A 14,605-nucleotide genomic window follows, 5' to 3' on the forward strand; every position below is an offset into this window, starting at 1 on the left:
GAGCATGCTGAGTGTTCTGCGTCGCTGGATCGACCGATATTTTTCTGATGAAGAAGCTTTACTGCTGTTGCTGCTGATTGGCGCCGCATTGCTGGTCATTATTACTCTGGGAAAAGTACTCGCTCCTTTTCTGACCGCGGTGGTTATGGCTTACCTGCTGCAGGGGACAATGAACTACGTTAAAGCGCGTGGCATGGGCCATATTGGCGCGACGGTTCTGGTATTCCTGATTTTCATCGGCGTTTTACTGTTGCTGCTGTTTATTATCCTGCCGGCCACCTGGCAGCAGCTGACCCAGTTTTTCTATGAATTGCCAAAAATGGCAACCAAGGGGCAAGGCTTGTTACTGATGCTGCCGGAACAGTATCCGGACCTTGTCACTGATGAACAGGTGAAAACCTGGACTAAGCAGATCGGTGACGAACTGGCGTCTATGAGTCAGTTTGCCGTGAGTTTCTCGATTTCCGGCATCACCGGACTGATGAGCGTGCTTATCTACTGCGTACTGGTACCTATTCTGGTGTTCTTTTTATTGAAGGATGCGGACAAGATACTCGGCTGGTGTGCTTCCTTCCTGCCGCAGAAGCGCCAGTTACTGAGCCGTATCTGGGGCGAAATGGACATTCAGATTGCTAACTACATCCGTGGCAAAGTCATTGAAATCGTTGTGGTTGGCGGTGTCAGCTATGTAGCTTTCCTGATTCTGGGTATCAACTATGCAGCTCTGCTGGCGATTGGCGTGGGCCTGTCGGTGCTGGTGCCGTACATAGGTGCGGCGGTCATTACCGTGCCGATTGCGCTGGTAGGTTACGTGCAATGGGGATGGACTGAGGATTTTATCTGGCTAATGGTTGTCTACGGTATTATCCAGGCACTGGATGGCAATGTGCTGGTGCCCCTGTTGTTCTCCGAGGTGGTTAATCTGCACCCGGTTGCAATCATTGTGGCGGTACTGGTGTTTGGTGGATTGTGGGGCTTCTGGGGGGTGTTTTTTGCGATTCCGCTGGCGACCCTGCTGAAAGCTATTTTACAGGCCTGGCCTAACAGTATGGCAGCCGATGGTGACAGCGTCTGACTTGTCACCAAAGGCCCGCATCAGTAGACTTGCGCCTTTATTTTTCTTTGCCCTGCGTGGGCGAAATTCTTGGGAGTAGAGCTTGATGATTACCGGCAGTATTGTGGCTTTGGTAACCCCTATGCACGCTGATGGTCAGGTGGATTGGGAACGTCTGGACCAGTTGGTGGAGTTTCACATCAAACAGGGTACTGACGCCATCGTTGCAGTAGGCACCACGGGTGAATCTGCGACGCTCAGCACCGAAGAGCATTGTGAAGTTATCGGCCGCGTCGTCCGTGTAACGGCGGGTCGTCGTCCGATCATCGCTGGTACCGGTGCAAACTCAACATCAGAAGCGATTGAGCTGACTCAGGAAGCAAAAAACCTGGGTGCAGATGCCTGTCTGCTGGTAACGCCTTATTACAACAAGCCACCACAGCGCGGCCTGATCAAGCATCATGAAGCCATTGCTGCGGCGGTAGATATTCCACAGATTCTTTACAACGTACCAGGCCGTACGGCATGCGACATGCTGCCGGAAACCGTGGCTGCGCTGGCCGATATCGAACAGATCATTGGTGTGAAAGAAGCGACCGGTGATCTCGATCGTGCGCGTAAGCTGATCGAACTGGTCGGTGACCGCATGGCCGTTTACTCAGGCGACGACGAAACGGCATACGAACTGATTCTGCTGGGCGGTAAGGGCAATATCTCGGTTACTGCCAACGTGGCTCCAGCACTGATGCATGAACTGTGCATGCTGGCGTTGGATGGTAAGGCGGCCGAAGCTAAAGCGCTGAACGAACGTCTGATGCAGCTGCACAACGCGATGTTCGTTGAAGCGAACCCGATTCCGGTGAAATGGGCGATGAAGCGCATGGGCCTGATGGACCGCGGTATTCGCCTGCCACTGGTTGAGCTGGATGAGCGTTACTATCCGAAAGTTGAGCTCGCTCTGGCCAATCTGGATCTGATCTGATGACGCTGTCTGCGACCCTACGTACGCTGCTGGTGGGGGCTTTGGCCGCTGTCAGCGCAGCTTGCAGCCTGTTGCCGGACGATCAGGCAATGGCCTATTTGCAAGCCGAAGAACAGCCGCTGACCAGGGTGCCTGCCGGTACTGAGCTGGCGGTACAGGATGCCTACCCGATTCCGACGCTGGCTCAACAGCAGCAACGTCCGGGCAGTTTTGAAGTGCCTCGTCCCGCGCCTTATATTGAGGATAACGACGCAGATGCCGTTACCTCCCTCAATGAGTACAGCAGCGGCGCGATTAATGCCCGCATGGATAAAGATGGTGCTGGTTCAGCGATTCTGCGCTTGGACGGCAGTTATGCCAGCAACTGGGCTGCGGTGACTGAGGCTATCGCAGCCAGTGACCTGCGCTTATCTGACCTCAACCGCAGCACCGGTACCTATTATCTGGAAATGCAGACGGTTGTGCCGGCAGAGGAGCGGGGCTGGTGGGCTTCGCTGTGGGGAAGTGATGAAATCATCAGCGAAACTTATCTGCTGAAAATGAACCGTGCCCGCAATGGCGTGTATCTGTCGTTGTTAACCGACGCCGATACGCTGGCGGATGAATCGCTGACACTGGATGTGCTGAAACAGATTAAGTCCAAGCTGGAGCAGTGAGATACGCGTCCCTGGGAAGCGGCAGTCGTGGCAATGCGACACTGGTCGTTGAGAATGAAAGAGCTGTACTGATCGACTGCGGCTTCAGTAAGCGCAATGTGCTTACCCGGCTGCAGGCTTCTGGTACTGATCCGCGTCAGCTGGACGGTGTTTTTGTCACCCACGAGCATGGCGATCATGCAAAGGGTGTCGTGGCGCTGTGTGAAGGGCTGAATATTCCGTTTTATGCATCGTTTGGTACGGCGCGGAAGATGGAGTGGCTGGAGCATCCGCTGTGGCGCTGCATTCGCTCAGACGAGGTCATGACCGTCGGGGCGATGGGGGTTTTACCGGTTGTGGTGCCCCATGATGCCGAAGAGCCGTTGCAGTTTGTGATTGAAAATGCGCAACAGCGCAGGCTCGGAGTGCTGTCTGACCTCGGGTCGCTGACGCCGCACATCCTGAGCGCCTATGAAGGCTGTCATGGTCTTCAGGTAGAAGCGAACCATGACCCGCAGATGTTGCGTAGCGGACCGTACCCGCCGTCATTACAGGCGCGGGTAGCTGGCAATTTTGGTCATTTAAGTAATCAGCAGTGTGCTCAGCTGCTGGAGAGACTGATGTGGGATGGCCTGCAGCATGTCACCGCTGGCCACATCAGCGAAAAGAATAATGCGCGCACCCTGGTAGGGGAGGCGTTGTGCGGCGTGTTGGGGTGTGCCCCGTCTGACGTCCGCTTGCTGGAACAGGATGCCGTATCCGACTGGTGCCAGCTCTGAATCGAATGTTTGTTATATAAATCTGATCCCGGAGATCTTCATGGAAAAGCGTGAATTACTTTACTCAGGCAAAGCGAAATCGGTCTATACCACCGATGACGCCGATTACATGGTGCTGGAGTTCCGTAACGACACTTCCGCTTTCGACGGCAAGAAAGTAGAGCAGCTTGATCGCAAAGGCATGGTGAACAACAAGTTCAACGCTTTTATCATGACCAAGCTGGCTGAAGCAGGTATTCCTACGCATTTCGAACGTGCGCTGTCTGACAATGAGTCACTGGTTAAGTGCCTGAACATGATTCCGCTGGAGTGTGTTGTGCGTAACATCGCAGCTGGCAGCCTGTGTCGTCGTCTGGGTGTGGAAGAAGGCATTGAGCTGAACCCACCAACGTTCGAACTGTTCCTGAAGAATGATGCGCTGGGTGACCCTATGGTTAATGAATACCACGCTCGTTCATTCGGCTGGGCTGAAGAGCAGCATCTGGCGCGCATGAAGGAACTGACCTTCCAGGTTAACGCTGTGCTGCAGAAGTTGTTCGCTGACGGTGGCATGCTGCTGGTGGACTACAAGCTGGAGTTCGGTCTGTTTAAGGGTGAAGTCGTACTGGGCGACGAGTTCTCGCCGGACGGCTGTCGTCTGTGGGATAAAGAAACCCGCGAAAAACTGGATAAAGACCGCTTCCGTCAGGGATTGGGCGGTGTTGTGGAGGCCTACGAAGAAGTCGGCAGCCGCATTGGTATTCAGTTCGACTGATTATGAGAGCCACCTTCGGGTGGCTTTTTTGTGTCTGCTGTGTGACCTGCGTCGTCATTTGCGGGCCACTGTCAGGGATTTTGAGGGGAAAGAATTGGCATTGCCGCCATTTCTGGGCAAACTAAGGTTAAGCCGCTGATGGACAGTGGCAACGAACAATAAACTGAACGGGATGATCCAATGAAAAAGACCGTAATGGCGACAGCGTTACTGGCAATGCTGCCAATGGCTGCTCAGGCTGATCTGGTTTTCACTGTCGGTGCAAAGGCCAGCATCTGGAATGTTGAGCCAACCGGCCAGCTGGACGACGATGTATCGGTAGAGAAAGATGGTCTGAACATCGACTCTGAAAATGGTCAGCAGCTGTCTGTGTATTTCGAACACCTGGTACCGGTTCTGCCTAATGTAAAAATCAAGCAAACATCTCTTGAGCTGGAAGGTGATGGTAGCCTGTCAGCGAGCTTTGCTGATCAGACTTTTAACGAAGACGTAACCAGCACCATGGATCTGTCGCACACCGACCTGACGCTGTACTGGGGTCTGCCTCTGCCGGTGCCATTCGTGGATGTTAACTTCGGTCTGACTGCACGCCAGTTTGATGGCATGGCGGAAGTGACTGGAGCAACTGCAGGCACCGAAAGTGTTGATCTCGATTTCGTTCTGCCAATGGCTTATGGCGAAGTTCAGATTGATACGCCGTTCGGTATCTACGGTCATATCGACATGAACTATGTCGGTTACGGTGACAATAAAATGTCCGATATCAGCTATGGTCTGGGCTATGATCTGCCGGTACCAGTAGTGGATATTGGCCTTGAGGCTGGCTATCGTAAGATGTCTCTTCAGACTGATAAAGATGATGTCGACATCGCCGCTGATGTGGATCTGTCTGGCGCCTACTTTGGTGCGTCACTGGCCTTCGGCTTCTGATTATCAGACATAAAAAAAGCGGCGTAAGCCGCTTTTTTTATGTCTGCCATTTACTCTTTTTCGCGAATAAATTCGGCCATTATTTTGCCCGACTTTTTATCGGCTACCAGAATGCTTAGGACCTCAGCGCGTACTGCATGCGTCGGGTGCTTCCGGTAAGTGGACTCAAGATAGCAACGATCACTGATAACGCAGAAGCGCAGGCCCATTTGCAGCTTTAAGGAGCGTGCGGAGGTGTATGGGTAGGCACTTTCCGGTGTGGTTTTCCAGGAAAGGTCATCGAACAGGCCTGGCTCCCAGAACCACTCGCTGTTGTCTGAGTAAAGGCTGTTGTAGTTCTTGAAATTCAGAGTTGCAGCCACCCAGCGCTGGCCACGCTCTTTCAGCATCATCTGACCGAGACGGTTCATTTCCGTTTCTTCGGTCAGCACAAACTCCAGTACTGATTTGGCGCTCTGGCCAGGCTGATACTGGGCTTTTTCGTCCGGAAAAAGTGGGCTGTAGTCAGTGCTGTTTGGCAGGTTGCGCATACCAACAATGGTGAAGCTTTGCTTGTTGCTTCCATAGTTATAGCGTGCCGGCTGTAATTCAAATTCAACAAAATACGTGGTTGCCGGGTCCAGTGTGGTTTCTGCCGCTGCTGAAAATAACGCTGCAACCTGCTTATCAGTGATTCGCTGGCTTTTCTGCCAGGCTGCATGTGCGCCTTTACTGCGTTCGCTCATCCGTTGCTCACGCGCCTGTGCTTCCTGCTGGGCAGCCAGTGCCGCTGCTTCTGCACGCTGAGCTTCGAGCAATTGCATGCGACGTAATTCTTCTTTGGATGGACCTGTGCAGGCTGTCAGTGCCAGTACGCAGGAAAACAGCAGAATTCCCTGTTTCATTTTGATTCCTCATCTCTAGTGCAGCGCTGATTATATCCGTCTGGCAGACTAAATCGACCGAAAGTCCGATAATGGCCCGTTCTGCATGCTGGCTGGACAATACTGGAATAAGTGTGACACTCTGCTGAAAAACAATGGAACTTCCCGTGAAAATAAGAACTTTATTCTTCGTTGCTGTTCTTACTGCCTGTTCTCAGGGCTTAAGTGGTGTTTCCGATCGGGAATTACGTCAGCGTCATTATGACTGTCAGCATGATGTAAATCTCAGTACCGCAGAACTTCAGGTATGCCACAACATTCGCCGGGAATGTGAAAAACGTGCTGCAGCGGGTAATTATGTCTGTTAGTGCCTCGCTGGTACTGGCCTGACATAGGAAATTCATCGCGCATGTAGTAACTTACCCACCTACAGAAATCTCATGCAAGGATACGTCATGAATCTTTTGAAACCGGCTTCTGCGATTGTACTCGGAGCCATGTTGTTGACCGGTTGCGGTCAGGAGGAAAAAGTGAAACTGGAAAACCACATTGATCAGGCAAGCTATGGTGTTGGTCTGAATATCGGTCGTCAACTGTCTCGTGAAGGCGTTGATATGAACCCGGACGCCGTAGCAGCAGGTATCAAAGATGCCCTGGCCAATGCGGAACAGCGTATTGATGACGAAGTTATTGCAGCTGCATTTGAAAAAGTTCGTGAAGAACAGGTTCGCAAACAGGAAGCTCTGAATGACGCAGCGTCTAAAGCGAGCGAAGAGTTCCTGGCGGAAAATGCAAAGCGCGAAGGCATCACTGTGACCGAATCCGGTCTGCAGTACGAAGTTCTGACTGCAGCAGCAGAAGGTCAGCCTTCTCCTGAAGCAACTGACACTGTACGTGTTCATTATCACGGTACCCTGATCGACGGCTCTGTATTCGACAGCTCAGTTGATCGCGGTGAACCAGCTCAGTTCCCGGTTAACGGTGTGATCCGTGGTTGGGTAGAAGCGCTGCAGATGATGAAAGTGGGTGACAAGTGGAAACTGTACATCCCGGCAGAGCTGGCTTACGGTGCTCGTAGCCCAAGCCCGGCTATTCCTGCAAACTCTGCTCTGGTATTTGAAGTAGAGCTGCTGGAAATCGTGAAGTAATCACGGCGCTGAAGCAGGAAAAGCGGCGAAAGCCGCTTTTTTTATGCCTGTTCTTCGGCCCTGGTGGCACTGACCGGCGCACGCTGCAGGCATTCATTCAGGTCAGCAATGGTGCGGCGAATTCGATTCAGCTGCGATTCGTTCAGGGTGATGGTGGTGTCACACCGGCGGCAATTAACGTAAGGGCGTTGCAGGATCTGATCTGCGCGCTGAGATGTGATGGTGTCACAGCCGGGGCAGGTCACAGGGTAAATTGTGGCTTGAGCAACAGAATTCACAGCATTTCCGGAGCATAAAAAATAAGATGCTCAGAAGCTAATGGAAAAGTATGAAGAAAAAAAGAAGGAAGTGTTAAGACTGTCGAAGTGATGGTCGGGGTAGAGAGATTCGAACTCCCGACATCCTGCTCCCAAAGCAGGCGCGCTACCAGACTGCGCTATACCCCGAACGCTGAAAAGAAATTGGCTCCCCGAGCTGGACTTGAACCAGCGACCAACGGATTAACAGTCCGCTGCTCTACCGACTGAGCTATCGGGGAACATCTCGACAGCGGGGCGTATATTACGGATACGGCCTTTTTTCGTCAACCCCTTTTTTCAAAAAAAAGTTAAGAGAAAACAAGATGTTAGAGCGAAGGCCGATGTTTCGGGGGTTGCAGGGGTGTTTACAGCGTTTCTGGCTGTGTTGGCAGGGCTGTCAGGCTGCTGGGAAGGGTCGTAAACACAAGTGATGGCTGCTGATAATGTTTTCAGTGCACAGCTTTTGCGGACTTTGGCCCTTCTCTGCAGGCGGCAGGGAATAGCATTTGCTTAACTTTCGTAAGGGTCAGCCTTTTGACAGGCTAGACTGGTTATGTCAGGAATGGCAGTTGTGCATGCACCATAGTCGGGCGCTTCATGCCACACTGCGGGCAGTACCATCTTCTGTAGCGGGGATGAGCTGCTCAGAATCAGGTTGTTCACAGGGGGATAGTGATGCAGATTCAGGCACCTTTTGAGTTGGTGTTGTTTGGCGGCCTGGGGGATCTGGCACAGCGTAAGCTGTTGCCGGCTATGTATCTCCTGCATAGGGATGAACGTTTGCCGGATGAAGGTTTAATCTATTGTACAACCCGACGCAGCACCAGCCGTGAAGCCTTTCTGGATATCGTGCGCAATGCCATTCGCCAGCATGTGCCCGGTGATTGTGTTGAGGAAAGTGTCTGGCAGAGCTTTACCGAGCGCTTACAGCTGGTTGAGCTGGATCTCAGTGATGAAGTGCATTATCAGGCCTTGCGTAAGGTACTCAGCAAAGATGATGTTAATCGGGTGTTTTATCTGGCAACCGGCTCTGACCTGTACACCAGTATCTGTCGGGGACTGCACAACAGTCAGCTGATTCAGTCGCAGAGCAAAGTGGTGCTGGAAAAGCCAATTGGTCACGACTACCCGTCTGCCACCACAATTAATGCCGCGGTGGCGGAGTTTTTCAAAGAATCTCAGATATATCGAATCGACCATTACCTCGGTAAAGAAACGGTACAGAATCTTCTGGTATTACGTTTCGCTAATTCGCTGTTTGAGTCGCAGTGGAATCAGAAGTACATCGACCACATTCAGATTACTATTTCCGAATCCCTTGGGGTGGAGAAACGCGCAGGCTTTTATGATCACGTCGGTGCTATGCGGGATATGTTCCAGAATCATTTACTGCAATTGCTCTGTATTACTGCGATGGAGCCGCCGTCACGTTTAGAGTCGGATGCTGTGCGTGATGAAAAAGTGAAGGTACTGCGTGCACTGAAGCCGATTATCGGCGGTGCCATTACCGAAAAGGTGGTTCGTGGCCAGTACGATGCCGGCGTGTCAGACAGTAAGCCGGTTCCGCGTTACCGTGATGAACCCGGTGTCGAACCTAAAAGCATGACGGAAACCTTTGTTGCGGCAAAAGTCGAAATTGATAACTGGCGCTGGGCCGGTGTGCCATTTTATTTACGCACAGGCAAACGACTGGCGGAAAGAGCCTGTGAAATTGTGGTTCACTTTAAGGAAATACCACACTCAATTTTTCCGCTGCAGCATAAAAATACCATGGCCAATAAGCTGGTGTTCCGCCTGCAGCCGGATGAGGGGGTACGGCTGATGCTGTGCGAAAAGCGTGTCGGTCCGGGGATGAGTGTTCGGCCTATGAACCTCAGTCTGAATCCGGCGAATCACAAACAAACCCGTGTACCGGAAGCCTATGAACGCCTGTTGTTTGATGTTCTGACCAGTAATTCAACATTGTTTTTACGCGATGACGAGTTACTGGAAGCCTGGCGCTGGGTTGATCCCATTCTGCAAAGCTGGGAAGAATCTGAACAGCGCCCTGAGCCCTATACTTCAGGTACCTGGGGGCCAGCAGCGGCGACGTTGTTGCTGGCGAAAGATGGACGTTTGTGGGATGAAAACAGCTGACTGGCTGTTTGCCGTTACTTCAGGGAGTCACTATGCAGGATTTACGTTTTTCAGATTCCGATGTTCTGGCCCGGCAGCTAGCAGGAGATCTGGCTGCACGTATGCGCAAAGGAATAGAACAGCGCGGACGCGTCTGTATCGCCGTCAGTGGTGGCAATACACCCAAGGCATTTTTCGACGCTTTATCGCGAGAGCCGCTGGCGTGGGAAAAAGTGCTGATTACGCTGGTGGATGAGCGTTGGGTGGATGCTGAGCATGATGCCAGTAACGCCCGATTAGTGCGTGAGTATTTATTGAAAAACGGCGCGCAAAAGGCTTACTTTCTGCCGCTTAAAAATGCTGCAGCAACCCCTGTAGATGGTTTTATGGAATGCGAAAATCGCCTGCATGAGCAGATTATCAGGCTAGATTATGCGGTGCTGGGAATGGGTACCGATGGCCATACCGCCAGTTGGTTTCCGCATTCTAAAGCACTGGCCTCGGCGTTGAATGAGGCTGGCGGGGCCTGGTGCTGCCCGGTAATGGATGCGCCTTCCATGCCTCAGCGTATGACGCTGACCTGGAGTCTGCTGGCTCAGTGCCGGCATTTATTTCTCCATTTTGAGGGACCCGACAAAGATCAGGTATTCAGCCGTGCCTGTTTTGCGGATGATGTTCATAACCTGAACGAAATGCCGGTCCGCACACTGATAGGTCAGTCTTCGGTAACCCTAAGCCTTTATCGCACGCAGGGAGAATAAAGTATGCACCCACTGATTGAATCAGTGACGCAACGTATTCGGGAACGCAGCCGCGTAACCCGCGAAGCCTATTTGCAGCAGATCCGGCAGACGGTGGCCGAGGGTCCGGTCAGAGACAGTATCAGCTGTACTAATCTGGCGCATACTTACGCGGCGTCGAGTGCTGATGAAAAATTGATTCTGCGCCAGAACCATCGTGCTGCCAACATTGCCATTATTAACGCTTACAACGATCTGTTGTCGGCGCATGCTCCTTATCGTGATTATCCGCAGCAGCTGAAAAAGGCGCTGGCAGATTGCGGTCACGCAGCACAGGTTGCCGCTGGCGTACCGGCGATGTGCGATGGCGTGACTCAGGGGCAGACCGGAATGGAATTGTCGCTTTTCAGTCGTGACGTCATTGCGTTGAGTACTGCAATTGCGCTTTCTCATCAGGTATTTGATGGTGCCCTGATGCTGGGAATCTGCGACAAAATTGTCCCCGGACTGTTAATGGCAGCGCTGCGCTTTGGCCATTTACCCGCGGTCTTTGTCCCTGCCGGGCCTATGCCGTCCGGTATCAGTAATGGCGAAAAAGCGCGTGTGCGTCAGGCTTATGCGGCGGGCAAAGCCGGGCGGGAAGAATTGCTCGACAGTGAAATGGCTTCCTACCATTCAGAAGGCACCTGCACCTTTTATGGCACCGCCAATTCCAATCAGATGCTGATGGAAATTATGGGGCTGCAGTTGCCTGGCTCTTCGTTTGTTAATCCCCAGGATCCGCTCAGATCCTTGCTGACTGCTGAGGCAGCACGTTGCGTCGCTGCACAGACTGCGCTTATGCCTGACTTTCTGCCCGTTGGCCAGCTGGTGGATGAACGCACCATGGTGAATGCAGTGGTTGGTTTGCTCGCTACAGGTGGCTCTACTAATCACAGTATTCACCTGGTGGCCATAGCTCGCATGGCCGGGATTATTCTCGACTGGAAAGATATGGCCGAACTGTCTGACATCGTACCGCTGCTGGCCCGGGTTTACCCCAACGGTAAGGACGATATCAACGCTTTTCAGCGCGCCGGTGGTATGGCCTTCCTGATTCGTGAATTGCGTGATGCCGGACTGTTGCATAACGATGTGAAAACCATCATGGGTGAAGGACTGGACGCTTATTGTCAGGAGCCCTATATCGATAGTCAGGGAGAGGTTAGCTGGCGGCCGGCAGGCAGTGAAAGTCTGGACCTCGACGTATTGGCTCCGGCTCATGCGCCCTTTATGCGAGAAGGCGGCATGAAGCTGGTTGAAGGAAATCTCGGGCGGGCGATGATGAAGGTCTCTGCGGTACCGGATGATCGCTGGGTTGTTGAGGCGCCGGCGCGGGTATTTCGCGATCAGAACGAAGTACTCCGCGCTTACGAAAATGACGAGCTGAATCAGGATGTGGTCGTGGTGCTGGTGGGGCAGGGACCATCTGCCAATGGTATGCCGGAATTACACAAACTGACCCCGGCACTGACCAATTTGCAGGAAGCCGGGTTCAAAGTGGCTCTGGTGACTGACGGACGCCTGTCCGGCGCATCAGGCAAGGTACCAGCGGCTATTCATGTGTGTCCTGAGGCGTGTCATGGCGGTCCGCTTGCCACTGTTAAGGACGGCGACGTTATTCTGCTGGATGGTCACGCCGGGGTGCTGCGGGTACAGGGACATGATTTCAGTCAGCGGTCGCCACAGATTGTGGGTACGGATGGCAACATGGGAGTGGGGCGAGAGTTATTTGCAGGATTCCGTGATCGCGTCAGTGCTGCCGATCAGGGGGCAATTTCCATTGGCTGGTAATTATCAGGGAGTTTTTTATGGCTGATCACATGTGGGATTTGTGGCTTGAGCGGGCTAAACCGCTGGTGCCGGTGATCGTAATTAACTCTCCACTGGAGGCTGTGCCGTTGGCTCAGGCGCTGGTGGATGGTGGTGTTCGTTTGCTGGAGGTAACGCTGCGTACACAGCATGGGCTGGGCGCGATTGAGGCGATTCGTCAGGCAGTACCGGAAGCGATTGTCGGCGTCGGGACTGTCACCAGTGCACAGCAAATGGAAAGTGCACTGAAGAAGGGCGCGCAGTTCGTTGTAAGCCCCGGAAGCTCTGATGATTTATTTGCCTGTGCCAGAGAATGGGGCGGTCCCTTTCTGCCGGGAGTGGCCACGGCCAGTGAAGTGATGCGAGCGCGGGAGGCTGGATTTCGTTATCAGAAGTTCTTTCCGGCGACAGCTGCCGGCGGCATACCGATGCTGAATGCCTTCTCAGGACCATTTTCAGATGTTCGTTTCTGCCCAACAGGAGGCATTGGTCAGAGTAATCATCATGAATTCCTGGCATTAAAAAATGTTTTTGCGGTAGGTGGCAGCTGGTTAACGCCCGTTGATGCGGTATCGGCACAAAACTGGCAAGCAATTACCTCATTGGCCATTGCTGGATAAGTTTCATGTCAGAGAGCTTCATCAGAAAAATTGAAGAGCGTTTAACCCGTATTTATTCGGAGTCCGTGAAGTCGGTTGATGTTTCACAGGTTGCCTGTCAGATCGAACGGCTTTGCCAGCCTCTGCTGGATGGGCAGACCAGCTACACGCTGGGTGACGAGGGGCGCTGGAGTGAGAAAGACTCGATTCTGATCACCTACGCGAACAGCATTCAGACGCCGGGTGAGATTCCTTTACAGACTCTCAGTGCGTTTCTGGAAGATAACCTGCACGGCACCATTAATAATATTCACATACTGCCTTTTTTCCCGTACAGCTCGGACGATGGTTTTTCGGTTATCGATTATCGTCTGGTAAACCCTGACTGGGGTGATTGGCAGGATATTGCCCGTATCGCAGGGAAATTTGATCTGATGGTTGATCTGGTGATTAATCATTGCTCCCGCGAGAATCTGTGGTTCTTTGACTACATAGCCAATAACGAGCCTTACAGTGATTACTTCATCGAAGTTGATCCGGAAACAGACGTATCGGCCGTTACCCGACCGCGCAATACACCATTGTTGACACCGGTACATACCCATCGGGGTATTCGTCATGTGTGGGCAACCTTCAGTGAAGATCAGATCGATGTGAACTTCGAGAATCCAGCGGTGTTGCTGGAATTTATGCAGATTCTGCTGCTGTATGTGGAGCGCGGAGCCAGGCTTATACGGCTGGATGCGATTGCCTATCTGTGGAAGAAAATCGGTACTAATTGTATTCACCTGCCGCAAACCCATGAAGTTGTAAAACTCATGCGCGACGTTCTGGATTACTGCGCTCCGCGTACCATCCTGTTGACGGAAACCAACGTCCCGGTAGCAGAGAACCTCAGCTATTTCGGCAGTGGTGATGAAGCGCATATGGTGTACCAGTTTGGTTTGCCACCGCTGGTGTTACATGCTCTTAATCGCGGAAACTCCAGCTTCCTGACCGATTGGGCGGACAAGATTCCGCCACTGGAAGATGGTTGTACCTATCTGAATTTTACCGCATCACATGATGGTATCGGTGTTCGCCCGGTAGAGGGTATCCTGCCAGAGCGCGAAGTGCAGGACCTGATTGACTGCATGCACCGTTTCGGTGGTTTTGTCAGCATGAAGGCCAACTCCGACGGCAGTCAGAGTCCGTATGAAATTAACATCACGCTGTTTGATGCCTGTATGGGAACCCGTCGTGGTACCGATCATTTTCAGGTTCAGCGTTTTCTGTGTTCACAGGCGATTATGCTCAGCATGCAAGGCATTCCGGCTGTCTATATCCACAGCCTTCTGGCTAGCCCCAATGACCTCGATCATGTTGAGAAAACAGGTCGAACCCGTTCGATTAACCGTAAAATCTGGGATAAGTCAGAGCTGGATTGCCTGCTGAAAAACCCGGTGACTCCGCAGGCTGAGGTGTTTGCTGAGTTACGTCGTATGATTGCTCTGCGCAGCCAGCAGAAGGCATTTCACCCTTCTGCGCGTCAGGATATTGTGCGCATTAACAGTGATTTGTTTATCAACCGTCGCAGCCATCCGCAGCAAACAATTTACTCCGTCTCGAATGTGACTGAGCGAATGCTGAAGTTGCCGCTGGATGTTCTGGGCTTCTTGCCGGATGGTTTACGTGACTTGCTGGCATATGACCAGGAAGTCACTACCACGGAGCTTTACCTGGCCCCGTATCAGACGGTATGGCTGACAGCGGATAAATAAAAAAGAGGCTTAAGCCACTAGTGTCCCACAGTTTTAAAGATATCGGTTTTCTATAAACGACTTTTAAATCCGCAATGCCTGCTGCCTCCCAGGGGA

Annotated in this window: 15 protein-coding genes and 2 tRNA genes; 13 read left to right on the forward strand and 4 right to left on the reverse strand. The window is 52.4% G+C overall.

Going from position 1 to position 14,605, the window contains the following annotated elements; all coding sequences use genetic code 11:
- Nucleotides 1–4: 4 nt before the first annotated feature.
- The 6 genes from I9W95_RS01615 (at nt 5) to I9W95_RS01640 (ending at nt 5,134) form a co-directional block, all read left to right on the forward strand.
- Complete coding sequence (locus I9W95_RS01615; protein ID WP_225671130.1) at nt 5–1,075, forward strand: AI-2E family transporter; 1,071 nt, start codon at nt 5–7, stop codon at nt 1,073–1,075.
- A gap of 85 nt (nt 1,076–1,160) precedes the next feature.
- Nucleotides 1,161–2,036 carry a 4-hydroxy-tetrahydrodipicolinate synthase gene (dapA, locus tag I9W95_RS01620; protein WP_225671132.1) on the forward strand — a complete coding sequence of 292 codons (876 nt, stop codon included), beginning with the start codon at nt 1,161–1,163 and terminating at the stop codon, nt 2,034–2,036.
- The gene (bamC, locus tag I9W95_RS01625) at nt 2,036–2,692 is read left to right on the forward strand and encodes an outer membrane protein assembly factor BamC (RefSeq protein WP_225671134.1); all 657 of its coding nucleotides are present in this window, start codon (nt 2,036–2,038) and stop codon (nt 2,690–2,692) included. The genes dapA and bamC overlap by 1 nt, the downstream gene beginning before the upstream one ends.
- Nucleotides 2,689–3,450, forward strand: coding sequence for an MBL fold metallo-hydrolase (locus tag I9W95_RS01630; protein ID WP_225671136.1), 762 nt, complete (start codon nt 2,689–2,691; stop codon nt 3,448–3,450). Before bamC ends, I9W95_RS01630 begins: the two co-directional genes overlap by 4 nt.
- 40 nt (nt 3,451–3,490) lie before the next feature.
- Nucleotides 3,491–4,204 (forward strand): phosphoribosylaminoimidazolesuccinocarboxamide synthase, encoded by a 714-nt coding sequence (gene purC / locus I9W95_RS01635; protein WP_225671138.1) that lies wholly within the window; start codon nt 3,491–3,493, stop codon nt 4,202–4,204.
- Nucleotides 4,205–4,384: 180 nt separating this feature from the next.
- Nucleotides 4,385–5,134: a TIGR04219 family outer membrane beta-barrel protein gene (locus I9W95_RS01640; RefSeq protein WP_225671140.1), complete on the forward strand. Its 750-nt coding sequence runs from the start codon at nt 4,385–4,387 to the stop codon at nt 5,132–5,134.
- 50 nt (nt 5,135–5,184) lie between these two features.
- On the opposite strand, the gene I9W95_RS01645 is transcribed toward I9W95_RS01640, so the two are convergent.
- Entirely contained in the window at nt 5,185–6,018 is an 834-nt protein-coding gene (locus I9W95_RS01645) for a hypothetical protein (protein WP_225671142.1), read from the reverse strand.
- 146 nt (nt 6,019–6,164) lie between these two features.
- Between I9W95_RS01645 and I9W95_RS01650 the strand changes: the two genes are divergently transcribed.
- Both I9W95_RS01650 and I9W95_RS01655 read left to right on the forward strand, forming a co-directional pair.
- On the forward strand, nt 6,165–6,365 hold the full coding sequence (locus tag I9W95_RS01650) for a hypothetical protein (RefSeq protein WP_225671144.1): 201 nt from the start codon (nt 6,165–6,167) through the stop codon (nt 6,363–6,365).
- A gap of 87 nt (nt 6,366–6,452) precedes the next feature.
- Nucleotides 6,453–7,145 (forward strand): FKBP-type peptidyl-prolyl cis-trans isomerase, encoded by a 693-nt coding sequence (locus I9W95_RS01655; protein ID WP_451923594.1) that lies wholly within the window; start codon nt 6,453–6,455, stop codon nt 7,143–7,145.
- A 41-nt stretch (nt 7,146–7,186) separates the two neighbouring features.
- Here the strand turns inward: I9W95_RS01655 and I9W95_RS01660 are convergent, their stop codons facing one another.
- The 3 genes from I9W95_RS01660 to I9W95_RS01670 form a co-directional block, all read right to left on the reverse strand.
- Nucleotides 7,187–7,423 (reverse strand): hypothetical protein, encoded by a 237-nt coding sequence (locus I9W95_RS01660; RefSeq protein ID WP_225671146.1) that lies wholly within the window; start codon nt 7,421–7,423, stop codon nt 7,187–7,189.
- 91 nt (nt 7,424–7,514) lie between these two features.
- Nucleotides 7,515–7,591, reverse strand: a tRNA-Pro gene (locus tag I9W95_RS01665).
- Nucleotides 7,592–7,607: 16 nt separating this feature from the next.
- Nucleotides 7,608–7,683 (reverse strand) — tRNA-Asn (locus I9W95_RS01670).
- A 436-nt stretch (nt 7,684–8,119) separates the two neighbouring features.
- Between I9W95_RS01670 and zwf the strand changes: the two genes are divergently transcribed.
- The 5 genes from zwf to I9W95_RS01695 are packed head-to-tail and all read left to right on the forward strand — an operon-like array spanning nt 8,120 to nt 14,509.
- Nucleotides 8,120–9,580, forward strand: coding sequence for a glucose-6-phosphate dehydrogenase (zwf, locus tag I9W95_RS01675; RefSeq protein ID WP_225671148.1), 1,461 nt, complete (start codon nt 8,120–8,122; stop codon nt 9,578–9,580).
- 32 nt (nt 9,581–9,612) lie between these two features.
- A complete protein-coding gene (pgl, locus tag I9W95_RS01680; protein ID WP_225671150.1) occupies nt 9,613–10,320 on the forward strand; it encodes a 6-phosphogluconolactonase in 708 nt (235 codons plus the stop codon).
- 3 nt (nt 10,321–10,323) lie between these two features.
- Entirely contained in the window at nt 10,324–12,132 is a 1,809-nt protein-coding gene (edd, locus tag I9W95_RS01685; protein WP_225671152.1) for a phosphogluconate dehydratase, read from the forward strand.
- A gap of 17 nt (nt 12,133–12,149) precedes the next feature.
- Nucleotides 12,150–12,770 carry a bifunctional 4-hydroxy-2-oxoglutarate aldolase/2-dehydro-3-deoxy-phosphogluconate aldolase gene (gene eda / locus I9W95_RS01690; protein ID WP_225671154.1) on the forward strand — a complete coding sequence of 207 codons (621 nt, stop codon included), beginning with the start codon at nt 12,150–12,152 and terminating at the stop codon, nt 12,768–12,770.
- Nucleotides 12,771–12,775: 5 nt separating this feature from the next.
- Entirely contained in the window at nt 12,776–14,509 is a 1,734-nt protein-coding gene (locus I9W95_RS01695; protein ID WP_225671156.1) for a sugar phosphorylase, read from the forward strand.
- The last annotated feature ends 96 nt before the right edge of the window (nt 14,510–14,605 follow it).

The organism is Thalassolituus marinus, assembly GCF_020320395.1.
In the GTDB taxonomy this organism is placed as follows: domain Bacteria; phylum Pseudomonadota; class Gammaproteobacteria; order Pseudomonadales; family Oceanobacteraceae; genus Venatoribacter; species Venatoribacter marinus.

Bases quoted from the DNA above. Each gene is read 5' to 3' on its own strand.
- I9W95_RS01615 (WP_225671130.1), top strand. From the start codon at position 5: ATGCTGAGTGTTCTGCGTCGCTGGATCGACCGATATTTTTCTGATGAA.
- dapA (WP_225671132.1), top strand. From the start codon at position 1,161: ATGATTACCGGCAGTATTGTGGCTTTGGTAACCCCTATGCACGCTGAT.
- bamC (WP_225671134.1), top strand. From the start codon at position 2,036: ATGACGCTGTCTGCGACCCTACGTACGCTGCTGGTGGGGGCTTTGGCC.
- purC (WP_225671138.1), top strand. From the start codon at position 3,491: ATGGAAAAGCGTGAATTACTTTACTCAGGCAAAGCGAAATCGGTCTAT.
- I9W95_RS01640 (WP_225671140.1), top strand. From the start codon at position 4,385: ATGAAAAAGACCGTAATGGCGACAGCGTTACTGGCAATGCTGCCAATG.
- I9W95_RS01645 (WP_225671142.1), bottom strand. From the start codon at position 6,018: ATGAAACAGGGAATTCTGCTGTTTTCCTGCGTACTGGCACTGACAGCC.
- I9W95_RS01655 (WP_451923594.1), top strand. From the start codon at position 6,453: ATGAATCTTTTGAAACCGGCTTCTGCGATTGTACTCGGAGCCATGTTG.
- zwf (WP_225671148.1), top strand. From the start codon at position 8,120: ATGCAGATTCAGGCACCTTTTGAGTTGGTGTTGTTTGGCGGCCTGGGG.
- pgl (WP_225671150.1), top strand. From the start codon at position 9,613: ATGCAGGATTTACGTTTTTCAGATTCCGATGTTCTGGCCCGGCAGCTA.
- edd (WP_225671152.1), top strand. From the start codon at position 10,324: ATGCACCCACTGATTGAATCAGTGACGCAACGTATTCGGGAACGCAGC.
- eda (WP_225671154.1), top strand. From the start codon at position 12,150: ATGGCTGATCACATGTGGGATTTGTGGCTTGAGCGGGCTAAACCGCTG.
- I9W95_RS01695 (WP_225671156.1), top strand. From the start codon at position 12,776: ATGTCAGAGAGCTTCATCAGAAAAATTGAAGAGCGTTTAACCCGTATT.